This is a genomic window from Cohnella laeviribosi DSM 21336, from assembly GCF_000378425.1.
Lineage (GTDB): Bacteria > Bacillota > Bacilli > Paenibacillales > Paenibacillaceae > Cohnella > Cohnella laeviribosi.
The window spans coordinates 15,403-35,723 of record NZ_KB899845.1; the positions used below are offsets into that span (position 1 = coordinate 15,403).

Here is a 20,321-nt window from a genome sequence, read left to right on the forward strand (position 1 = left end):
CCATGCCATCCACTCCTCTTATTCACAGCAAACGTTGACCAACAGCCCCTGTTGTTCCAACTTGTTTAATTCCTCCGACATGTCGGGCAACTGCATCAGCCCCAGTCCAACCTGCTCTAAGGTTTCTCGTCTCAGAGAGTAAAACACCCACTGCCCTTTGCGGCTCTCCTTGACGAACCCTGCCGTTTTCAATCGGCTTAAATGTTTGGAAACCGCAGGTTGGGAGATCTTAAACACAGGAACAAATTCGCATACGCAACAATCCCGATGATGAAGCATGGCCACCATTTTTAGGCGGGTGGGATCGGCCAACGCTTTCAGCATGTCCGCCAACTTTTCGATGTCCACATCCCTTCACCTTTCCTCTTAATAAATTTATCATATAACTATATGGTTATGCAAAAGAAACTTGTATGGATATGCAAATGGTTTGTTTCCATCGGATTACGATCGCGGTGCCCACAACATGACGGAAACGCCGATCATGCAAATCAACGCTCCGATCCAGTCGTAGAGATCGGGCGTTTTTCGGTCCACCAACCATCCCCAGATCACCGCCAATAGAATAAACGCTCCGCCGTAAGCGGCGTACACGCGACCAAAGTTGGGGAAGCTTTGCAGGGTGGGAATGATCCCGTACAGCACCAGGATCATCCCTCCCAGCACGCCGACCCAGAGCGGTTTTGATTCCCTCAGCCACAGCCAGACCAGATATCCGCCGCCAATTTCCGCCAGTCCTGCCGCCAAAAACAAAACAATCGCCTTTGCCATGGTTTCCCCCTTGAAATTAAATGGCGACCGGCGCCTTGATCGCCGGATGATGGCGGTAATCGACAAACTCGAAATCTTCGTACACATAATCGAATATGCTGGGCGGCTTCCGCTTGATGACGAGCCTCGGCAACGGAAACGGTTCCCGGCTCAACTGCAGTTTCGCCTGCTCCAGATGGTTACTGTACAGATGCACATCCCCGCCGGACCAGATGAGTTCGCCCGGTTCCAGATCGCACTGTTGCGCCATCATATGCGTAAGCAGCGCGTACTCGGCAATGTTAAACGGCAACCCCAGAAACACATCCACCGAACGCATCGTCAGCATGCACGACAGTTTGCCCTCCGCCACGTAAAACTGAAACATCACATGGCACGGCGGCAACTTCATCTGATCGATATCCGCCACGTTCCATGCGCTTATGATATGGCGGCGGGAATCCGGATTGGTCCGGATCGCCTCCATCACCCGGGCGATCTGGTCGATAATGCGGCCGTCCGGCGCTTCCCATGCCCGCCACTGCTTGCCGTACACCGGTCCCAGGTCACCGTTTTCGTCGGCCCATTCGTCCCAGATCGTCACTCCGTTTTCGTTCAAATAACGAATATTGGTATCTCCTTTCAGGAACCAGAGCAGTTCATGGACGACCGACCGAATATGAATCCGCTTCGTGGTCAGCAACGGAAAACCTTGTGACAAGTCGAAACGAAGCTGGCGACCGAACACCGATATCGTTCCGGTTCCCGTCCGGTCTGGCTTGGGGACTCCATGGTCCAACACGTCTTTCAGCAAGTCGAGGTACGCTCTCAACGACATCACCTTCATTTTCTCGATACATATACCTTACCGGTCACCACTTGATTTCCTGTCAAAACGGTTCCACTTTCTTGACAATTGCACACCAAAGTATATAATATAAGGGCATCAGGATTGGTTCTTCTCCCTGATCCTCATTTTATCTTTACGGGGTTTCGATATGCAATGGTCAAAAGGAGAACTGGAGGACAAAATCAGCAAGGCTCTTACCCAGTGGGAAAAGGAATATTTGGGCCGCGGTTCCGTTTCGGTCAAAACGGATATTGTGCGGAATATGGTCATCGTCTTACTGAAGGGGGTTTTAACCCCTGCCGAACGCAATTTGGCCCAAACGACCGAAGGAATGCTCTCCATTAAAAAAATCCGGGCGGATCTCGTGGAATCGGGCAGCGACCAATTGAAGGAACTTATCGCAAACCTGACGGGCTCAAATGTGACCAGTTTCTACACCGACGTCAGCACCCGAACCGGGGAACGGGTCATGGTATTTATCCTCTCGGACAATCTGGAAGAACAATATTCATAGTTTCGGTGGATCCTTTAAACGGCCGGGCAAGGTCGGTTAAAGATAAACCGGGAAATATCGCACGTTTTGTTCCATGCCCATTGGTTCGGAACGTGCCGATTTTTCCCGGTTTTTTATTACAAAAAAAGGATGTGAAAACACATGACATTCCGAAAAACTACTGTGGATTATGACATGCTCATCCTCGTCGGTATTGGTCCAAAAGCGGACCTTGCGTTGGAACGATTCTTGGATGGCCATAAACAGAAAAAACCGCTGATTTTCCGTTGTGAAGAAGTGCTTGTCTGGGATCCTTACGGTTCTCTTGCCCGCAGCATCCTCAGCGCGCTCATGCGCTATTCGGTCATTCAGGAAATTTGGATTCTTGGATATAAGAGCGAGCAAGATTCCACTTTCTCCATTTTGTCGGAAAACGCCGATAAACGAACGGCTTCCACCGCAACCTATTTGATTTCTCATCTGTCCGGGCTGTCCGAAGACCGGTGGTTCCATGTTCCATCAGATGAAAGCTCGGGGGCTTGGAAAACCGCCCATTTGCTGCAAAACCATCCGCTGTTGCCCCGTCCAGTCAAGGTGAAAGTTGCGCTTCTGGACAATCAAGATCATCTGATTGTCCAAGAGTGAACCCTGTAAAATCAGGAGACGAAAGGCCTCCGGTTTAAAGCGATGTATCAGGGCTTTCATCATAATTTAAACTTTTGCACCATTTCTTCCAGCGATTGCGCCATCCGGTTTACCCGCTCGGAAACGCCGGCGATTTCTTTCATGGAGGCGGTTTGCTGCTCGGTCATTGCGGCCACTTCCTGCATCGCCGATGCCGTATCTTCTCATTGACCCGATCGTCAATGTTCTGGAACGGATCTCCTGTCTTTTGCAACGAACCGATTCCTTCGAAGATGCGCTCCGCGTTTTCTTTCACTAGACGCACCAGAGAAGCTACGCTTTCCGTCACTGGGTAACCTTTGATTGATTTCTTCTGCCGCTTTTTTCGACTGATCGGCCAGTTTCGGATTTCGCCTCTCCAATGTTTTGATATGCCATCTGCTGCAGGCCGGCCATTGTCTGTAATCTCCCCAATCAGGGCAGCTTTTCCGCTCCTTGATCCGCTTTTGCATTGCATTGAGTACCTCCTTTCGCGTGATACTTCCGGATACAAGTCCCGCAATCGAATAGGTGACGACTGGAAATGGAATAAAAATCCATCTGACAGGAAAAAAAGATAATGATGGGATGTGATTCATCCGGAGGTTCGTCGATGACAGGAAGAAGACAAAACCAATCGATCCGAAACGATTTTTTCGAAGATATTCAATCCGCCCTTGGACATCCCCCGGATTTGGTCTGCCGGTCCTTGTTAGTCCAAGAGGAACAAGCGGTGCATTGCGTATATCTGGAATCGATGGTCGATAAAAAAACGATTGATGACTACATTTTGAAATCGTTCACGGAACATACGTTTGCCGAAGGGGAAGCGCCCCGTTCGGCCGGGAGCGGTTTTTTGCGCGAAGTTTCCTTCTCCGATCCGTATGAAGAGTTGCGGGAACATGCTGTAAAAGCTCTCCTTGCGGGTCATTGCGTGTTGACCGATTTTGCCAGGGAACGCGTTTGTCTCATCAATGTGACCGAACCCAAACAACGTTCCATTGACGAACCGAAATCGGAGACGACCATTCGCGGGCCGCACGAAGGGTTTACGGAAAGCATTCTGACCAACGTGGGGCTCGTCCGCAAACGAATCCGCAATCCGTTTCTCCGGTTTGAAAAGATGAGCGTCGGCAGTCAAACCGGAACGACCTTGCTCATGGTGTACATGGAAAACCTCGCCCCGGATTCGCTGGTCCGGGAAGTGCGGGGCCGGCTGTCGACCATCCGGACCGACAGCGTGCTGGAAAGCGCGTATGTGGAGGAATTCATCCAGGACCGGATTTGGTCTCCCTTTCCGACGTTGACCAACACCGAGCGCCCCGATGTGATGGCGGCGCAGCTATTGGACGGCAAGGTGGCCGTAATGGTGGACGGGACGCCCAGCGTCCTGCTTGCCCCCATGACGTTTTTCGAGTTTTTCAGTTCCCCTGAAGATTATTATCAACGGGCGGATATCGCCACGTTTATTCGCTGGATTCGGCTGATCTCTTTATTTACGGCCGTGTTCGTCCCTTCCTTGTATGTCGCGGCCACGACGTTCCATCAGGAACTGATCCCGACCCAGCTCTTGATCAGTTTGTCCGCCCAGCGGGAAGGGGTTCCCTTTCCCGCTTTCTTCGAAGTGTTGTTAATGGAAGTCGTGTTTGAAATTATTCGGGAAGCGGGGCTGCGTATGCCCCGGGCGGTCGGGCAGGCGCTTTCGATCGTGGGGGCGATTGTACTGGGCCAGGCGGCGGTGGAAGCCGGTCTTATTTCCGCCGCGATTGTCATTGTCGTTGCCATTACCGGCATCACCAATTTCGTCGTTCCGGTCTACAGCTTCGGCATGTCCCAACGCCTGCTTCGCTTTTCGTTCGTGCTGTTGGCCGGTTTTATGGGCCTTTTTGGCATTTTATGCGGCGCCCTGTTTCTGGTTGCCCATCTGGTGTCGCTCAAGTCATTCGGCGTTCCGTACATGACGCCCGCGTCGCCGTCCAAAGGAGCCGACTGGAAAGATGTGCTGGTGCGGTTGCCCCGTCCCTGGCTGGATCCGAACCGTCTCCCCGGATATATCCGGAACCTGAAAAGAAAAAGATAATTTGGAGGAGCACACATGGCCTACCGGTATGCAGCGGGTATGTTCATCCTGATGATGTTTACCGCTCTGCTTACGGCTTGCTGGGACAAGACGGAGATGAACGAACTGGCGCTGGTCAGCATGGTGGGGGTGGACATCGATCCGGACAGCGGCAAAAAAACGGTGTATTACCAAATCATCAACCCGCTCAGCGGCACTTCCGCCAGAGGAACGCCGGGAGGCGAACAAGCCCCCGTCTACACCTACGAAATCAGCGGATCGTCGTTTGGGGAAATCAAATCGACGATTTACAAAATGCTGCCGCGCAAGTTATTTATCGCTCACTCCAAGATATTGCTCGTTTCCCGGCGAGCCGCCAGACAAGGTGTCCGCGATATCGTCAACTTTATCGAAATGCAACCCAACGGCCGCTCGTCGGTCCCGATGCTGATCATCGACGGACCGATATCCCAGGTCATGAAAACATTTACTCCGCTGGAGCGGGTACCGTCCGACGCGATCGATTCCAGGCTCAAACTGTTGATCCGGAATTCGCTCCTTACGGGAAAACACATTAAGGTCAATGATGTCATTGAACGGATGGAAAAGTCGGATACCATCGTATTGCCGATGATCGCCGGAACGACAGAGAAACCTTCTTCCAACAGCGGGGAAACGGCGGCGGATATCGATGCCAATCAAAACAACTTTATCATCGGGGGAGGGGCGGTCTTCCGGGATTACCGCATGGTTGGCAAGCTGAATGACGCGCAACTGGTCTGGTACCATTTGCTGAACGGCGATCGGGGGCGCCACGTGCGACGGTTTCAGGTGGAGGGAAAACAGGTATCGGTGGAATTGAGACTGGTTCGCATGAAACGCGACGTCTACCGGCAATCCGACCAGCCTGTCGTCCGAATCCGCCTGGATCTTGAATTGTCCACCACGTGGGCAAACGAGTTCGTCCCGCGTTCCCGGGCAGAAGTGGAGCGGCTTGAAAGCAACCTAAACCGCATCATCGAAGACGAGTCGCTCGCCTTTTATCAAATGACACGGGAGCGGGGCTGGGATCTGCTAAGAATCCGGGACTTGTTGCGCAAACAAACGCCCAATCATCCGTATATCGACCAGGCGGCGAAAAACGCGAAAGTCACGATTGAGGTGGCCACCCGGCTGTTGAGAACGGGCAGCATGAATCAACCTTATGAAGGAACAGGATGAGGCCAATGATTTCCCGTTTCCAGTTTTATCTGCTGACGATCAACTATATCCTCGGAACCACCCTTTTCGTGCTGATCCAGCGTCTGGTCAAACAGGGAGGACAGGATGCCTGGCTCATGCCCTTGTGGGCCGGAAGTTTTGGCGTACTCGTCGGTCTGTTCTGGATTTTACTTTTGCGGTATTACCCGGGCAGAAGTCTTGTGCAAATCCCGCTGGATGCGTGGGGACGACCTCTGGGAACGTTCGTTTCCGTCCTGTACTTTCTATTCTTCTGTATTTTGGCCGGATGGATCCTGCGAAATTTAAGCGATTTTATGAATGGCACGATTATGCCGGAGACGCCGAAAAGCGTTTTTCATGTGATGTTTTTGCTTGTCGCCTGTTACACGGTCGCTCAGGGGGTGGAAACCGTCGGACGATTGAATCAGGTTATCACTCCGTTTTTGTTCTTCCCGTTCTGGCTTGTTTTGTTGCTGGCGACGGTGAACTGGGATTGGGAAAGACTTCAACCCGTTTTCCATTCCGACCTGGGAGCCATCCTTCAATACCATTCCTTTCTCGGCTTTCCCTATATGGAAACCATTGCGCTCACCATGCTATTTCCGCTGGTCAAACAGGGGGCAGGCCGCCCCTTTTTGCTTGGAGTGTTAACCGCTTCCGTTTCGCTCAGCATGACCTTGTTTATGGTTATCGGTTTATTGGGTGTGGAAAGGGCGTCCCGGCTGACCTTTCCGGTGTATACGGTCGTGCAGGAGGTTTCCATCGGCGAGGTGATCGTCAACATCCATGCCATCATTTCTGTCATTTTGCTGATTCTGATTTTTATCAAGCTGCTGGTACTGGTTTACGGGGCTTCCGAAACGCTGCGTCAAGTTTTCCGTCCCAAAACCCGGTGGCCGCACTTTCTGGCTTTGACGATTTTGTTGTCGGCCATGGCCCTGTCTATCTACGAGAATCCGATCCAAAACGGGGAATGGGATGAAAAATATACATTTATCTATGACAGTTTCTTCGTTCTGTTGATCCCCTTTTTGCTGCTGGTGACAACCTGGATCAAACGCACGTTCGGGAAGCGAATCAAAAGGAGGATGAGTTAAACATGTTGATACTTCACATCTTGCTGGTGCCTCTGATCGGTTTCCCGGTGTTGGGATTGCTTCGCAAGAAACTGTACCGGGATGCCGCAGTTTTTGGGGCTGTGTCGATGATGGGGTACGGATTATGGGTTTGTATCGTGAATCATCGTCCTTTTATCATTACGATTTTAATTGAGAGAATGATTGAGACCTTTATAGCATAATGAAGCTTTTTTCCACCATGATATAAACGAAAAAACGGGATGAGTAGGGGTATTGTCCCGGAGAAGTTTCACGTGCAAGAGGCGGTAGAGCTCACTTAAAAGGAGCGGGATTGCGAAGGATAGGTAACACTTTAGGTTTAACAGGTCTGAAACCCGACATCATTTTGAACGATCCGTCTTTAGGTATTCGATGTACTTGAGGGTTAGGTTGAAAAAAAGAATATTTGCCAACGAGCTTAATAATATCCAGATACCATTTACCTGGGTGTCCTTTATCGTAATGAATATTTGTCCCGTTACGAATAACCGTAAAAGCGTCATAATTACCAATAACCATGTCAGCAATAAATTCATTTTGGTTACGACGCCAATTACATTCAGACCAAATGTCTCAAAATCGAACGAATTTAGTTTTCTTGCCAATGTCATTCACCCTTCCGATGTTATCACCCCATTTTGATTAGTTTCCAATCTTATCCGAAAATATTCAAGTTGGTACAGCAATCCGTCCGCATGAGAGTGAATACGCCCGCTTATCAAACGGATAAAATACACGATTCATACAAATAATGGAATCAATAGAGTGGTAAAGGGGTATTGCTATGGACAATGTCAAATTTTTCAACCGTCTGTTGCGTTCCGTTCGGCGGAAGTCTGCAAATACCGGGGCACGAGTCCATGATCCGCAAACCGAAAAAGAACTTTCAGATCATTTGGGTGAAAACCTCGAATGGCTTCAGAAGATCTATGCGGATTGTTCCGACGTCATTTTTCACGACTTTTTCATTGGCGATCGGACCCGAGCCGTACTAATTTATATCGACGGTCTTTCCCATATGGAAGAGATCGACCAACATGTGCTCGCGCCGCTCCAGCACGACTTCCCTCGGGAACATACGCTTCCGAACATTCGTCAAAAAATCGCCGTCACGTCCATCAAACCTGTGAAAACCGTCGCCGATGTTATTGGCGAGCGCATTGTCGGCCGGTTCCCCGGAAAAATCATCGGGGGCGCTTACTGGCTTTTTTATTTATATCTCAATGTGTGAAAAACGGTGATAAAATCCCCAAAAGAAACGGTTGAAAATTCCCCACCCTTGATGAAAACTCTCTCCCTGGAGGGAGAGAGACATCATGATCCGAAATGGGGAGTTTTACATGATCCACGAGATGAAAAAACGGGGAATGAGCATCTCTCAGATCGCCAACGAGTTGGGCAGAGACCGAAAAACGATCCGCAAATGGCTTCAACAATCCGAACCGATCTCTTACCAACGTCACGTCAAGCGACCAAGCAAGCTGGATCCTTTCAAAGATTACATCCGGCGACGCATGGAAGAAGGCTGCCTAAACGCCAACGTCATCTTCGATGAGATCAAGGCTCAAGGATATACCGGCCGCAAAACCATTCTGCGCTCCTTCATGCAGCCTCTCCGTCCATCCGTCCTATCGAAAGCGACCGTGCGTTTCGAAACCTCTCCCGGCTATCAAGCCCAAGTCGACTGGGGCCGGTTCCGGGTGGATTGGAACGGGGAGCCGAAGCGGCTGTATGCGTTCGTCATGGTGTTAGGCTACTCCCGCATGATGTACGTCGAATTCACGGAGGACGAAAAACTCGAAACGCTCATGGGCTGTCATCTGCGGGCGTTCGAATACTTCGGCGGTCGTCCGGAAGTCGTTCTGTACGACAATATGAAAACCGTGGTCGCGGACTTTGACGAACGCGGACACGCCGTCTGGAATGAACGGTTTGCCCGTTTCGCGGCACATCACGGGTTTCTGTTGCAGAGCTGCCGTCCCTACCGGGCCAGAACGAAAGGCAAAGTGGAAAACGGCATCGGCTATGTCCGCAAAAACTTCTGGCCACGTGTCCGAACCTTCACCGGTCTGGACGATCTGAACCGGCAAGTTCGCGATTGGCTGGACACGGTCGCCAATGTTCGGGTGCACGGGACGACGCACGAGACGCCTCGTGAACGCTTGATTCGGGAAGGGCTCAAACCGTTCAACCCGATGCCTTTCGAGGAAGTGGATCGGCATGCGCGGAAAGTGTCGCCCGACGCATGCGTCTCGTATGAAAACAACCGGTATTCGGTACCGTTCGAATGGGTCGGCCAAATCGTCCACATTCAAGATCTCAAGAACGGACGGATTCGGATTTATCATGGGGAACAGCTTGTGGCCGAGCACCCCAAGGCGACGGGAAAACATCAACGCATCGTCAATGAAAAACACTTCGAGGGACTGCAAACCACCAGCCGGCATAAGATTCCCCAACCGATGCCCAGGCTGGTTCCGCAAGCGATCCCCGAAGTGTTGGAACGCGACTTATCCGTCTACGAGCAGTTTACCGATGAGGCGGTGAACGTATGACGACGCTATTGTATGAGCGCCTGCAAGACGCCTTTCAAGCGTTCGGATGGACGCGGATTCCCGAGGTAGTGGATCATCATGCCGAGGAAGCCGCCAAGCACAATATATCGTATTTGGAGTTTCTGGACAAGCTGCTGCAGGAAGAGCTTCTGGCCAAACGGGAACGGTTTATCCGCATGAAGACGCGGATGGCCCGCTTGCCGTTTCACAAAACGTTGGATCAATTCGATTTCAGCTTTCAACCGTCCATCGACGAACGGCGGATCCGGGAGTTGGCCACGCTTCGGTTTCTTGCGCACCGGGAGAACCTGATCTTTCTGGGACCTCCCGGCGTCGGTAATTATCGAAAGAATTTGGTTATGGAAAGATTCTCGAAAGAACCCGTGAAAGCTCTGAGGTCGTTGTCGAGAATCTTTCCATAATAATCAGGGACGGCAAAGGTTCTGCAACCACTGCAGAATATCGGTATTATCTTCCCACGCGGGAGCGTCCCCACTTGTCATTTGAGGGTATGCAGCTTCCAAAGCCTTTCTTTTGAGCTCCGTATCGAATTTCAAATAGATCTCCGTTGTCGTTACACTCACATGCCCCAACAAATCACGAATGTAAATCAGGTTAACACCCGATTCCAACAGATGAAGAGCCTTGGAATGCCTGAGCATATGCGGATGCAGTTGATCCGGAAACATCTCGTCCTTGTGGTTGCGTTTTGCGTGTTTCAAGTATTTACCGAGGATGTAGGTAATGCCGGGCCTTGTAAACGGTTGGTAGCGGCTGTTGTAAAATAGAGGGCTTTGCTGACGCCCCTTATCGAGCAGGTGGTTTTCGGCCATGTAACCTTCCAAAAGGCTTTGGGTTTTGGACATCATCGGGACGTTCCTTTTCTTATTGCCTTTGCCGGTCAAGGTAATCGTTGCGGGCTGGGCCAGTCTCACATCACAAACCTTTAAATCGATGAGTTCCTGGACTCTTGCGCCGGCATCGTAGAGGACGACCATCAAGGCCAAGTCACGACGTCCTCTCTTCGTAGATGTATCGGGCTGTTCAAATAAATAGGCCAACTGATCCAGTGTGAGATGCGGTATCGTCGGTTGTTGCTTCTTCTTAAAGGGGATACACAATATCTTTTGGCTTTCGAACAAGATTTCCGGATTCTCCGTTTGAGCAAATCGGAAGAAGCTGTGAATCGCGGCTAACCGCTGGTTCCGGGTGCTAATACACACTTGTCTGGAAGTTTCGAGCCATTGTAAAAAATCCTTAATACTCGGCGCGGTCACCGTTGCAAATGAAATCTTCTCCGGCCTTATCTGCTGTTTCTCTTGCATGAACAGGAGAAATTGCTTGAAGGTATCGCGGTAGGATGCAATCGTATGGGGACTGACGTTTCGCTGTCCGGGAAGGAAATCAGCCAGATATCGTGTCAGCGTCTTCGCAAAATCAGTCTGCTTCATCCCACTCCACCTCCGGGATGACGTATGCGCAGGTATGTTCGATCTTGCTCGTTAAGTCCGGATACAAATCCGCCGTTAACCGCAGGTATCTTTGACTGCCACGCATGTCTTCGTGGCCGAGGTAAGCCGAAAGATAGGGCAGAGCATTGTTCAAATTCCTGCCGTCCAACACCCACTTTTTCAAGCAGTTTACGGCGAAAGTATGACGCAAATCATGAATTCGAGGGCCTTTCCCCCTCCCTAAATGTGAAATGCCCGCTTGCCGGAGAACATCTCTAAAGAGCTTGTATACGGTCGACTCGGAATAGCTTCCGCCAAATGGGGACGGAAAGAAAAACGGATTTCCCATTTTTCCGACTCGGACTGTTTTAACGTATTTCCGGCATCGTTCGATGAGGTTATCCGACATGGGGAGGATCCGTTCTTTATTGAATTTGGTATGCCGAATAAACAATGTGCCTTTGTCCAGATCAACATCCGGGATCGTTAGATGCAACGCCTCGGAAATTCTGAGGCCGCATCCATAAAGGATGCGCAGTAGTAGGGGCAATACGAGATGCCGGTTGGGCGTAACATCATGAGAGGGATAATGATCACACACCTCAAATATGGCTTTCATCTCATCACTTGAAAAAATGTAAGGGATGTATGCATAGCGATCGACGGTGACCATGGCTTTGGGAACCACATATGCCGCGTATCCGATGCGATTCATATACATTGCCAACCCCCGCAACAATGAGATTCTGCCCCCTTGAGTCGATGCGGTCTCATTGGGCTTGCGAGCCGTCCATTCCATGACCAGCGGCTTCGTTAAAGCGGTCTCCTGTAAGCCTCGACTGTACACAAAGGAGTCGAAACCTTTCAGTAAACTGGCTCCTTTTTCGAATTTATGGCCCGTCGCTCGTTTTTCTGCGATATAGCCCGCAATTGGGACGGCTAAAGTACTCCGAAATGGATGGAGATCAGGCATTCAGGAACACCTCCTCCGGGTCGAGTGCACAGGACTTTAATCCGTTCAGATCCGTATGCAGATAGACCGAAGTCGACTTGGAATCCACATGGCCCAAGATTTCGGAAATGACCGCAAGAGATGCTCCCTGTTCCAATAGGACACTTGCCAGCGAGTGCCGTAGCGAATGTAGCCCGTGTCGTTTTCCACGGGGAACGGTAATGCCGGCAAGGCGAATATAGTGAGTAATGATGGTATGAAGATTGGCATTCTCACCGAAAGCCTCAAAAGGGGCGTTCAGACGTACAAACACATAAGGCGATTCACATACCGGTCGGGCACGCTGAAGATAATCGATGAGCGCCCAGCCGACATCGTGCAGAATGGGATAGGTCACTTCGACCTTTGTTTTTTCTTGCACAATGGTTATCGTTTTGGTTTCCCAGTTCAAATGCGAGAGTTTCAAGGCCTTGATGTCGCCGACCCGCATGCCCAGCTTCGCAACAAGAAGAAGGATGGCATAATCTCTTTTCCCTCTGGGGCTTCCCCGATCAACGGCATCCAGTATACGTTTCACCTCGGCCGGCTCCCATGTAGAAGGAACGGCTGGGTAACGGTACCGGGTTGGCTTCGGCACCGCGAGAGATAAATCCTGTTCGGTATATCCGTGCAGATAGAGAAACCTCAAGAATACTCTAAGCGTAGTCAGAATAGCAGCAATGCTTTTTTCGTGCCTGGGGCAAATGCTGATCACGTAATCCGAAATGATGTCCGGCGTGATGTCGCCAACATTCATGACGTTACGCAGTGCCAGATAATCTACAAAAAAGAATAAGCGCTGCAGGCGGGTACGCATGCCGCGCAAGGAATATTCATTGGCTTCGCACTCCTTTTCGTATGCGGTTAACATTTCTTCGAACTGTGGTGGTTTCACATAGCCCTTTTTCTTTACGATTCTGCGAATGACAACCCCGTGCAACTGGTAATCGCCTAAAAGCCGAACGGAACGAATGGCTTGCTTGGCGTTTCGAGGAAACGGTTCAAGATAGTAATTCGTTGTACAGCCGTATTTGTCTCTCAAATACGCCTGTCCGAGCTCTTCCGAGAAATATTGTTCATCCCGGTCTCGCGCAAATGCACAAATCCGGTTGAATGAAGCTCGGATGCCGCATACGGTGTTGTATGCGTAATTCAGTCGCTTGAGGGCTTCGATGACCTCCGCCGCGAGCACCTCGATCGGTTTTCTTGTTTCCATGGCTACCCCTCCAATGAACATGATTTCATTGTCCATTGTGAGGTGTTATGGAAAGAAATCAATGTACATTCATTGATGCTATCGGGATGTACGCTGATTTCTTTCCATAACCAAATTCTTTCGATAATTCCCATTATGGAAAGCTTTCCATAAGGGCAAGACCCATCTGGCCGTGGCGATCGCGCTCGAAGCCATCAAGCAGCGGTACACGGTCTATTTTACGACCGCTCACGATCTGGTGGAGACACTCCAGCAAGCTCATCAGAACAACACCATCCGGCAGAAGATCAAAATGTTCACCAAGCCGAATTTGCTCATCATTGACGAAATTGGGTATCGAAGGATGGAGGACACGGCCGCCCACTTCTTCTTCCAGATCGTATCCGAACGATACGAGACCGGATCGATCATCTTAACGTCCAACAAAACGTATGGCGCATGGGGCGAGATCTTTGGCGATTCGGTCTTGGCGACGGCGATTCTGGATCGACTGTTGCACCATTCGACCACGATCAATATCAAGGGCGAAAGCTATCGCATCAAGGAAAAAAAGAAAGCCGGGTTCTTCCGTCCGGAAGGAGCCGAGGACAAACAAGAGTAGGTGGAAAAATTCGGCGCGAACCCGTCCCCTGATGGGGCGCATGAAATCGACCCAACTGGGGAATTTTCAGCCGATTATTTTGAGGATTTTTCAATCGGTCTTGACAAATGGGATCATCGTACGGGAATACGGCGAATTTGTAGTCGGCGCCTTGTTTTCCAACACCCCGCTCATCGTGGTGTCGGGCAGCATGGTGCTGGTATACGCCATAGCCGTACGGGGAGGAGTGGAAATTGTGGGGAGGTTTTCCGATCTTTTCCTCCCCGCTTTTTTCATTCTGTTTTTGCTCATTATTGTTCCGATCATTCCCGATCTGCGCGTGGCGCATATGCTTCCGGTCATGGGAGAAGGGATCATGCCTTCGATCGCGGGTTCTCTTGTCCTGCAAATCTGGTTCAGCGAATTGCTCACCGCATCGTTTTTGCTCCCCTTTGTATCCGATCAAAAGAAAGCGGCAAAGAGCATTTCGTATACCTTATTAGCGGTCATCCTGACGCTGGTTGTTTCCAATTTGGCGACGCTGCTGCTTTTGGGAGATTTGACAGGCAGTTATACGTATCCCTTTCTGATTTTGGCGAGGTATATCAATCTGGCCGAGTTTTTCACCCATCTGGAAGCGCTGTTCATGGCCATCTGGGTGTTGGGCGCGTTTGTGAAAATCTGCGTATTTTATTACGTAACCGTTCTTGGCGCCGCCCAATGGATGAACCTGTCCGACTACCGGCCGATCGTGTTCCCGCTCGGCCTTCTGTTAACGTTGTTCAGCATATGGGTTGCGCCCAATTATCAGAAATTGACGCACGCGATATCCACATCCGTTATTTTTGCAACATTGGCGATGTTCGTGATCGTTCCCGGACTGTTGCTTTGCACGGCCTGGGTAAAAAAAACGGATGCATGTATGAAGCAATTCGGCAAGCGCTTTTTGGCGGCTGCTTTTGTTGGTCGCTTTGTTCAACCTCTCAAGCAGTTCCTTTGGCGTGTCGTCAGGCCACCGCTCTTCGGTATTGTCCATATAAGAGGTGATATAGCAGAGGCCGTTGATCACAAGCCGAAGCGCTTCCTTGAAGACGTCAAATCCGTCCCGGATTTCAGCCGCTTCCAGCTTTGACGAATGATGCTTGTTGTCGCGCACTTCGATGGAACGGCCATCGATTTCGTATACGCCCGATTGATCGGGCAAATCGCTCCTATCACGGGATTGGATTTCTTCCTCCAGCGCCTCCGCAACAACGGTTGCCACCGACACATCCGGCCGATCCAACGTAAGCGGCAAGTAATAGTATCGGTCCGGATTGGTGATTCAGTTGGTCCGATCCCGGTAATCCACATCATGACGGATCGTCGAGAGGATGATTTGCAACGGCATATCGGGCAGAACGGATATGTACGCCCCATCCACAAAGTTCCCTTCTCCCCACAAATCCAAATCTGTTTGTTTCCCAAAGCTCATATAAAAGGATATGTAAGGGAAAGAGAGCGCAGACACCGGCACCTCGTCAATATCGGTTTGTCTGAATTGTTCGATCATCTCCGGTTCAAAATGAAAGATATTCCGTCCATGCACAGCAAATACAGCGTAGTGAATGGCATAATTAATTTCTTTGGAAATGAGGCGTGTGTCGGCAGGTCTCTTTTCAAAGGGCAGTTCGCTTACATCTTCGTTATACTTTTTCATGATCAACCTGGCTACCTCATTAAGCTGCTCCAAAGAAGGCATTCCATCGGAAACGTGACTTCTGAAGTAGTTTACAAGCTGTTTGATATAGGGTCTCGAATGCCTGTACCGTTCCGGATGGTATCGTAACATCCTGTCTCCTCCCGCTCTTCCTGATTAGAAATCATTGTCGACATCTTCCTCAAAGCCGATCCCCATGCGGCCTAACCATCGCTTCTCCCGACATTCCGGACAACGCTTCGGATCGTCCCATCCGCGTTTAGCAAAATATTTTTGCTCCGATGCTTCAAAAACAAACCGATTTCCGCATTCCCAGCATTTGAGCCGTACCGGTTCGTATGTTTCAAGACTTGGCGCTGTCAGATTCAATTCTTTACGCCAGGCAAGCAATACACTTTCTTCACGACGATTCCACAGCACTTTCAATTCGGGAGCGAGAAACAGATTCTTGTTGAAACGGAACCCGCGAATGTTTCGCAGGTGAGGAGTCTTGCCGCAGTCTAGCGCATCGCAAGGATAGCGAGCGGGGCACTCGCGTTTGTGACAAATTCGGCCAAGGTACTTTCTGTCCTTGTTAAATATGAATACTTCCCAGGCATGCGTGATGGATGAGATTTGCCGGCAAAACCGCGCAAGTTGGGGAAGCTCGTCCAGATTAGACAAAACGACCGCCAGATCAATGTCGCCGGGATAGGGATCGCCGGCTGCCATCGACCCGCACAGGACCACTTCCTGGACCGAGGCCAGCTTTTTCACTTTATTGGCAAACTCCTGTGCCGCTTGAGTAAACCGAATATAGTCATTCATACAAGCTTCATTCCCTTTACGAAAATTCCAAATGGCAAGGCTCGTTTCAACAAACTTTATCGATTTCATAATCAACGGAATCGTCAGCTTCGCCCGTCAAACAAGTAAAGCATGAATGCCATCCTGCAACAGCGGTTCCAATCGCCCGAATCGGTTGACCGCATTGGCCGCAGGACGTTCCTTTTTCTTTCGCGGAAACGGATGCTTTCAGGCTCTCGATGAGATTCTTTTTGTTCTCTTTTGGATTGTTCTTCATATACAACGCTACGAACTTTTCGATAGATACAGGAACCATAGATTGAATGAACACCTCATTGACTATGTATTTTTGACGATAACTTGCTTCATCATCTTGTTCCTTTTGCCGATGCGCCCGACTCGAAAATCTTCGACCTTTGCATGGCCGCGGAAACCTCGTTTCTGAAAGCGCTATGCCGCGGATACCTGCTTCTGTATTTTTCAATCAAATTCACGCCTTCTTGCCTCTCTCCCCTGTTCGCCAAAGTCTCGGCCATAGCGACCAACAGCCCCGCCGCTTTATGATAGCTCCCCCGATGCTGGTTTCCCACGATCGCGTCCACTCTTTTTCCGACCTCATCCATGCACCATCTCAAAAAAAACTGCTCCTGCTCTCCGGTCAGCGCAATCGTTGTTATCGTATGTTCAATAACGCTCCGGTACTTCCCGATATACTCCGCGCCGCCATGACCGCTTGTTTGTCCGATCGCATCCTCCCATTGCTTGAGCAGAACCTTCGCGCCTTCTCCCCCTTTGGACAACACGATCATCAGATAAGCGACAATTACAGGCTTAGGGTTGTCGCTGTTGCTCCATCCGAGCGGACCCGCCTTGCGACAATATTCAAATACCTCCTCATATTTTCCCGCCAAAAGTAACGCATTAAAAAAGACTCCGTCTCGCACGTAAGCCATATGCCGCTCGCGATTGTAGCCATTGTTCGAGAGTGTCCCGCTCCTGCTTCGAAGTTCCGTCATCCTCTGCTCCGCTTCCTCACGAATCTCTTCAAAGCAACCGCATTCAATGGCCGTCGTATACAGATCGACCAAACGTTCCATGGAAGGGGACGAGTAAAAGCTCTCTTTGTGCCCCTCCAGCTTTAACTGCGGGTCATCCTGGCTCTCACCGAGTTTCACAATGACATCCGCGATCTCCGCTCTCACGGTGTAATCGCGTGGAATCCTGCTCAGCCCTTCTCTGGCCACCCGGATGATGGCATCCGTGTCGCCTTGCGTCTCCAAGGCTCTAATCCAATCCATATAGGCCAGGGGATACGTTGCCGCATGTTCCCTTGCAAACTCGGAAATCGCCGGCACGCCGCCTTTCAAGATGATCGCTTCCCTGAGCCACTCGCTGACCTGCCAGTGATCTTGATTTTTCAAAAATTCAATCCAATCTGTCAAAAAAACGTCAAAATCCGGCAGCGAAACGTCTAATGCACCAGTAATGCTTTTTAGCTTAATACCTGAACCCAAATACCCATATTTGTTCATCGCATCGAAAATCGAAGCCGGCCGTTGTTCCGGAGCTGAATTCATATATACACAGCGTAGAAAAAGGGCAACCTGCTCGTCCAGATCGACCTCCAGCATGTTCGCGTAGTCCGCGCCGGGAAGATGTCCCGGCTCCTCGCCCATCTCCAGTATGCCGAACAGCTTCAGATAAGCTTCTTCAGCGGACTCGTAATCCCCTTGCAACAGCAAGCTTCTCGTTTGCAGGAAAAAAACGTCCATTTCCCGCGCCCAGCTTTCATCGCCCCAGTCCCGCTCTTCATGGATATCTTCATCCCACCCCCATCCATCACAATAATCGCCATCTTCCACCCTTTGGGCAAAAGCATCTATCTCCTCAATCAGTCCGGTCGCATCCGGAAGAGCTTCTTGCTTCCCCCGCTCACGAGGGATCAATTTGTTCAGAAACTCTTGTCTTGTGGACGAAGGCTCCTCACTGGCCCAGTACAAGATCAGACTCCGGAAATCATCTGCCGTAAACCGGCTTATACGCGTCCGTACCTCTTCGATAAACTCCTTGTAGCTCAGTGCAGCCATGCTCAGGCTCCTTTCTTATATGCTCGTCCGTACGGATATGCGCTGGAGGCGACGGAGAACATCGCCCTGTACGGGTACCGTTATAGTCATATTGTATCAAATAAGTAAATAAAGCCACCAACATAGATCGTTGAATGGCTTGAGCTTTTATTCATGCTTGCCTTAAATTATATTTTCTGAATATCAAGTTAACTCCGCCAAGGTCATGATGTGAGCATCCGATAGGTGATCGTGTCGGTGGAAACACAGGCTGTCAGCAGGCGATTGAACAACTGGCCTTCAAACCGTCTGCGGTTGGTACGGAAACAAAATTCATCCAGATACGCTTGCAGGTGCTTGGGAGCCAGACCATGATAGGTGCCGCCGATAAACGCTTTGGCATTGGAAATCATCGTGTGCAGCCATTTCAGATGATCGGGGTTTTCCTTGACGTTAAACTCGAGCGGCTGGTGATCGTAACCTTCCTCTGCGAGCTTGCGATACGAGCGGTACGCATCGCTGCTGATGGTGGCGCCGGGCTTGATATGTGCCGTGCAAAATCGACCAGCGTCTTGCCTTTGACATTCGGGATGACCTTCATCTTCACATATTGTGGCGCTCCTTTCCCGTCTAGCGATACGGCTGCCAGTACGGGTGTTTGTTCCGTGCCGCGACCGCGTTTGCCGCCTTCGGTCGGCGCTCCGAAGAACGCGTCATCCAGTTCGACCAAACCGGCCAGCTGGTAATGGGCATCGCGATCTCCCATGGCTTTGCGAATCTTGTGAAGCATTAACCATGCCGTAGGGTAGGAGATTTCCAGTTCGCGCGAAAGGAATACTGCGGAAACGCCGCGTTTATCATGCGCCACAAGGAAAATCGCCCAAAACCAGGTTAGCAGCGGCGTATGGGATTTATGCAGAATCGTGCCGGCGGTTACCGAAGTCTGATGCTTGCAGCGCGTGCATTGATACAGCTTGCGGCGTTCCAGATAATAAAATGCATCGTGCTCGCATTTGGGGCAACGAAAGCCGTTCGGCCAGCGGTTCTGGAACAGATGCTCGCGGCATGCGTCATCCGAATGAAACTTCTCTTGAAATCTCTTTAACGTCATCGCTTCTTGTTGGGCCATGACAACCACTCCCGAACATTCGTTTGTATTCAGTATACCAAACAAATGTTCGGTCGGGAAGACGTTGCTGAGGCAACTTGATATTCAAATTATATTTTTAGCATCGGAAGACCATATTCACTTTGAACAAATACCATGTCCGAATCACGTGAAACCAAAGTTAACCGATGCTCCAAAGCTGCGGCGATGATCAATGCATCCGGAGTTTTGAGCCTCCGTCCTTTGGCCTTTTGATCTCGACGGATTTTCCCTGCTAATCGTGCAATTTCGGAATGAACGTGTAGGCATCTGCGTGGATTAAAAAGCTTTACACCTTGCAGCTCATATTCGGAACTTAACCCGCTGAAGACTTCACACTCCGAGATAACAGAAAAATAAATCCTCTTCTTTTCCTCGTTCGCTTTCCGCACAAAAGCCAATGCTGCTTCTTCGTTCGCCAATCATGCAATCGCAATATTGGTGTCCAATAAATAACCATTCTCGCCCATTTTACGAGTCCCATTCCTCACGCATACGACTTACTTCTTCTTGTAGTTCTTTGGCCCGTTCAGGGGTCAGAACCCCTGCCGATTCAAGAATATCATCAATCGAATAATCGTCTTCCAACTCGATGGTTTCGTTATCCAGATCAATTGTTACTCTACGATCCGTTATGTTTAACTTGGCTAGCAAAAACTTGAATTGTTCAGCCGTT

23 protein-coding genes and 3 pseudogenes are annotated in these 20,321 nt (G+C 50.2%); 11 read left to right on the plus strand and 15 right to left on the minus strand.

Features of this window, described 5'->3' with window-relative positions; genetic code table 11:
• Nucleotides 1–18 precede the first annotated feature (18 nt).
• The 3 genes from F560_RS0118260 to thyA form a co-directional block, all read right to left on the minus strand.
• The gene (locus tag F560_RS0118260; protein WP_015256233.1) at nucleotides 19–348 is read right to left on the minus strand and encodes an ArsR/SmtB family transcription factor; all 330 of its coding nucleotides are present in this window, start codon (nucleotides 346–348) and stop codon (nucleotides 19–21) included.
• Nucleotides 349–444: 96 nt separating this feature from the next.
• Entirely contained in the window at nucleotides 445–771 is a 327-nt protein-coding gene (locus F560_RS0118265; protein WP_015256232.1) for a YnfA family protein, read from the minus strand.
• A 16-nt stretch (nucleotides 772–787) separates the two neighbouring features.
• Nucleotides 788–1,582, minus strand: a complete 795-nt coding sequence (gene thyA / locus F560_RS0118270; protein ID WP_026298385.1) for a thymidylate synthase — start codon at nucleotides 1,580–1,582, stop codon at nucleotides 788–790.
• Between the two features lie 166 nt (nucleotides 1,583–1,748).
• Between thyA and F560_RS0118275 the strand changes: the two genes are divergently transcribed.
• Both F560_RS0118275 and F560_RS0118280 read left to right on the plus strand, forming a co-directional pair.
• The gene (locus tag F560_RS0118275) at nucleotides 1,749–2,114 is read left to right on the plus strand and encodes a Na-translocating system protein MpsC family protein (RefSeq protein ID WP_015256229.1); all 366 of its coding nucleotides are present in this window, start codon (nucleotides 1,749–1,751) and stop codon (nucleotides 2,112–2,114) included.
• A 141-nt stretch (nucleotides 2,115–2,255) separates the two neighbouring features.
• Nucleotides 2,256–2,738, plus strand: coding sequence for a hypothetical protein (locus F560_RS0118280; protein ID WP_029736377.1), 483 nt, complete (start codon nucleotides 2,256–2,258; stop codon nucleotides 2,736–2,738).
• A 163-nt stretch (nucleotides 2,739–2,901) separates the two neighbouring features.
• Here F560_RS0118280 and F560_RS0118290 read toward each other — a convergent pair whose 3' ends face one another.
• The gene (locus F560_RS0118290) at nucleotides 2,902–3,234 is read right to left on the minus strand and encodes a hypothetical protein (RefSeq protein ID WP_019007212.1); all 333 of its coding nucleotides are present in this window, start codon (nucleotides 3,232–3,234) and stop codon (nucleotides 2,902–2,904) included.
• 135 nt (nucleotides 3,235–3,369) lie between these two features.
• On the opposite strand from F560_RS0118290, the gene F560_RS0118295 reads away from it, so the two are divergent.
• The 7 genes from F560_RS0118295 to F560_RS23610 all read left to right on the plus strand — a co-directional run bounded on the left by F560_RS0118295 (nucleotide 3,370) and on the right by F560_RS23610 (nucleotide 10,131).
• Complete coding sequence (locus F560_RS0118295) at nucleotides 3,370–4,836, plus strand: spore germination protein (protein ID WP_019007213.1); 1,467 nt, start codon at nucleotides 3,370–3,372, stop codon at nucleotides 4,834–4,836.
• 15 nt (nucleotides 4,837–4,851) lie between these two features.
• On the plus strand, nucleotides 4,852–6,036 hold the full coding sequence (locus F560_RS0118300; protein ID WP_019007214.1) for a Ger(x)C family spore germination protein: 1,185 nt from the start codon (nucleotides 4,852–4,854) through the stop codon (nucleotides 6,034–6,036).
• A 5-nt stretch (nucleotides 6,037–6,041) separates the two neighbouring features.
• On the plus strand, nucleotides 6,042–7,133 hold the full coding sequence (locus F560_RS0118305; RefSeq protein WP_019007215.1) for a GerAB/ArcD/ProY family transporter: 1,092 nt from the start codon (nucleotides 6,042–6,044) through the stop codon (nucleotides 7,131–7,133).
• 2 nt (nucleotides 7,134–7,135) lie between these two features.
• Nucleotides 7,136–7,336, plus strand: coding sequence for a hypothetical protein (locus F560_RS0118310; protein ID WP_019007216.1), 201 nt, complete (start codon nucleotides 7,136–7,138; stop codon nucleotides 7,334–7,336).
• Nucleotides 7,337–7,938: 602 nt separating this feature from the next.
• Nucleotides 7,939–8,385: a spore germination protein gene (locus F560_RS0118320; RefSeq protein WP_019007218.1), complete on the plus strand. Its 447-nt coding sequence runs from the start codon at nucleotides 7,939–7,941 to the stop codon at nucleotides 8,383–8,385.
• A gap of 85 nt (nucleotides 8,386–8,470) precedes the next feature.
• Nucleotides 8,471–9,709 (plus strand): IS21 family transposase, encoded by a 1,239-nt coding sequence (gene istA / locus F560_RS0118325; protein WP_019007219.1) that lies wholly within the window; start codon nucleotides 8,471–8,473, stop codon nucleotides 9,707–9,709.
• Nucleotides 9,706–10,131 (plus strand): ATP-binding protein, encoded by a 426-nt coding sequence (locus tag F560_RS23610; protein ID WP_019007220.1) that lies wholly within the window; start codon nucleotides 9,706–9,708, stop codon nucleotides 10,129–10,131. The genes istA and F560_RS23610 overlap by 4 nt, the downstream gene beginning before the upstream one ends.
• A 3-nt stretch (nucleotides 10,132–10,134) precedes the next feature.
• Here the strand turns inward: F560_RS23610 and F560_RS0118335 are convergent, their stop codons facing one another.
• From F560_RS0118335 to F560_RS0118345, 3 genes are read right to left on the minus strand one after another with little or no spacing between them, the layout of a single operon-like run.
• Nucleotides 10,135–11,160: a tyrosine-type recombinase/integrase gene (locus F560_RS0118335; RefSeq protein ID WP_019007221.1), complete on the minus strand. Its 1,026-nt coding sequence runs from the start codon at nucleotides 11,158–11,160 to the stop codon at nucleotides 10,135–10,137.
• Nucleotides 11,147–12,133 (minus strand): tyrosine-type recombinase/integrase, encoded by a 987-nt coding sequence (locus tag F560_RS0118340; protein WP_019007222.1) that lies wholly within the window; start codon nucleotides 12,131–12,133, stop codon nucleotides 11,147–11,149. Before F560_RS0118340 ends, F560_RS0118335 begins: the two co-directional genes overlap by 14 nt.
• On the minus strand, nucleotides 12,126–13,367 hold the full coding sequence (locus F560_RS0118345; RefSeq protein ID WP_019007223.1) for a site-specific integrase: 1,242 nt from the start codon (nucleotides 13,365–13,367) through the stop codon (nucleotides 12,126–12,128). Before F560_RS0118345 ends, F560_RS0118340 begins: the two co-directional genes overlap by 8 nt.
• Before the next feature lie 154 nt (nucleotides 13,368–13,521).
• Between F560_RS0118345 and F560_RS23615 the strand changes: the two are divergent.
• Nucleotides 13,522–13,968 (plus strand): annotated as a pseudogene (locus tag F560_RS23615) (ATP-binding protein); the annotation flags it as partial.
• Between the two features lie 40 nt (nucleotides 13,969–14,008).
• On the plus strand, nucleotides 14,009–15,079 hold the full coding sequence (locus tag F560_RS23620; RefSeq protein WP_245554888.1) for a GerAB/ArcD/ProY family transporter: 1,071 nt from the start codon (nucleotides 14,009–14,011) through the stop codon (nucleotides 15,077–15,079).
• Here F560_RS23620 and F560_RS26715 read toward each other — a convergent pair.
• From F560_RS26715 to F560_RS25995, 8 genes and pseudogenes are all read right to left on the minus strand, one after another.
• Nucleotides 14,966–15,217 (minus strand): annotated as a pseudogene (locus tag F560_RS26715) (hypothetical protein); the annotation flags it as partial. The gene F560_RS23620 and the pseudogene F560_RS26715 sit on opposite strands and share 114 nt — an antisense overlap.
• Before the next feature lie 54 nt (nucleotides 15,218–15,271).
• Entirely contained in the window at nucleotides 15,272–15,646 is a 375-nt protein-coding gene (locus F560_RS0118360) for an AcrVA2 family anti-CRISPR protein (protein ID WP_483772824.1), read from the minus strand.
• A gap of 156 nt (nucleotides 15,647–15,802) precedes the next feature.
• The gene (locus F560_RS23625) at nucleotides 15,803–16,522 is read right to left on the minus strand and encodes a zinc-ribbon domain containing protein (protein WP_245554885.1); all 720 of its coding nucleotides are present in this window, start codon (nucleotides 16,520–16,522) and stop codon (nucleotides 15,803–15,805) included.
• Complete coding sequence (locus F560_RS0118370) at nucleotides 16,500–16,748, minus strand: hypothetical protein (protein WP_020621294.1); 249 nt, start codon at nucleotides 16,746–16,748, stop codon at nucleotides 16,500–16,502. Before F560_RS0118370 ends, F560_RS23625 begins: the two co-directional genes overlap by 23 nt.
• Before the next feature lie 52 nt (nucleotides 16,749–16,800).
• Nucleotides 16,801–18,519, minus strand: coding sequence for a hypothetical protein (locus F560_RS0118375; protein ID WP_019007228.1), 1,719 nt, complete (start codon nucleotides 18,517–18,519; stop codon nucleotides 16,801–16,803).
• 203 nt (nucleotides 18,520–18,722) lie between these two features.
• Nucleotides 18,723–19,627, minus strand: a pseudogene (locus tag F560_RS26645) (IS1595 family transposase).
• 89 nt (nucleotides 19,628–19,716) lie between these two features.
• A complete protein-coding gene (locus F560_RS25200) occupies nucleotides 19,717–20,067 on the minus strand; it encodes a PIN domain-containing protein (RefSeq protein ID WP_245554886.1) in 351 nt (116 codons plus the stop codon).
• A 49-nt stretch (nucleotides 20,068–20,116) separates the two neighbouring features.
• A partial coding sequence (locus F560_RS25995) for a hypothetical protein (protein ID WP_019007229.1) occupies nucleotides 20,117–20,321 on the minus strand: 205 nt, incomplete at its 5' end.

Excerpts from the sequence above, each read along its gene's own strand:
- istA (WP_019007219.1), top strand. The coding sequence starts at position 8,471 with ATGATCCGAAATGGGGAGTTTTACATGATCCACGAGATGAAAAAACGG.
- F560_RS0118275 (WP_015256229.1), top strand. The coding sequence starts at position 1,749 with ATGCAATGGTCAAAAGGAGAACTGGAGGACAAAATCAGCAAGGCTCTT.
- F560_RS0118305 (WP_019007215.1), top strand. The coding sequence starts at position 6,042 with ATGATTTCCCGTTTCCAGTTTTATCTGCTGACGATCAACTATATCCTC.
- F560_RS0118310 (WP_019007216.1), top strand. The coding sequence starts at position 7,136 with ATGTTGATACTTCACATCTTGCTGGTGCCTCTGATCGGTTTCCCGGTG.
- F560_RS0118370 (WP_020621294.1), bottom strand. The coding sequence starts at position 16,748 with ATGGTTCCTGTATCTATCGAAAAGTTCGTAGCGTTGTATATGAAGAAC.
- F560_RS0118320 (WP_019007218.1), top strand. The coding sequence starts at position 7,939 with ATGGACAATGTCAAATTTTTCAACCGTCTGTTGCGTTCCGTTCGGCGG.
- F560_RS0118280 (WP_029736377.1), top strand. The coding sequence starts at position 2,256 with ATGACATTCCGAAAAACTACTGTGGATTATGACATGCTCATCCTCGTC.
- F560_RS23610 (WP_019007220.1), top strand. The coding sequence starts at position 9,706 with ATGACGACGCTATTGTATGAGCGCCTGCAAGACGCCTTTCAAGCGTTC.
- F560_RS0118300 (WP_019007214.1), top strand. The coding sequence starts at position 4,852 with ATGGCCTACCGGTATGCAGCGGGTATGTTCATCCTGATGATGTTTACC.
- F560_RS0118290 (WP_019007212.1), bottom strand. The coding sequence starts at position 3,234 with ATGCAATGCAAAAGCGGATCAAGGAGCGGAAAAGCTGCCCTGATTGGG.
- F560_RS0118265 (WP_015256232.1), bottom strand. The coding sequence starts at position 771 with ATGGCAAAGGCGATTGTTTTGTTTTTGGCGGCAGGACTGGCGGAAATT.
- F560_RS0118335 (WP_019007221.1), bottom strand. The coding sequence starts at position 11,160 with ATGAAGCAGACTGATTTTGCGAAGACGCTGACACGATATCTGGCTGAT.
- F560_RS0118360 (WP_483772824.1), bottom strand. The coding sequence starts at position 15,646 with ATGAAAAAGTATAACGAAGATGTAAGCGAACTGCCCTTTGAAAAGAGA.
- F560_RS0118375 (WP_019007228.1), bottom strand. The coding sequence starts at position 18,519 with ATGGCTGCACTGAGCTACAAGGAGTTTATCGAAGAGGTACGGACGCGT.
- F560_RS0118295 (WP_019007213.1), top strand. The coding sequence starts at position 3,370 with ATGACAGGAAGAAGACAAAACCAATCGATCCGAAACGATTTTTTCGAA.
- F560_RS0118340 (WP_019007222.1), bottom strand. The coding sequence starts at position 12,133 with ATGCCTGATCTCCATCCATTTCGGAGTACTTTAGCCGTCCCAATTGCG.
- F560_RS0118345 (WP_019007223.1), bottom strand. The coding sequence starts at position 13,367 with ATGGAAACAAGAAAACCGATCGAGGTGCTCGCGGCGGAGGTCATCGAA.
- F560_RS23625 (WP_245554885.1), bottom strand. The coding sequence starts at position 16,522 with ATGAAATCGATAAAGTTTGTTGAAACGAGCCTTGCCATTTGGAATTTT.
- F560_RS23620 (WP_245554888.1), top strand. The coding sequence starts at position 14,009 with ATGAAATCGACCCAACTGGGGAATTTTCAGCCGATTATTTTGAGGATT.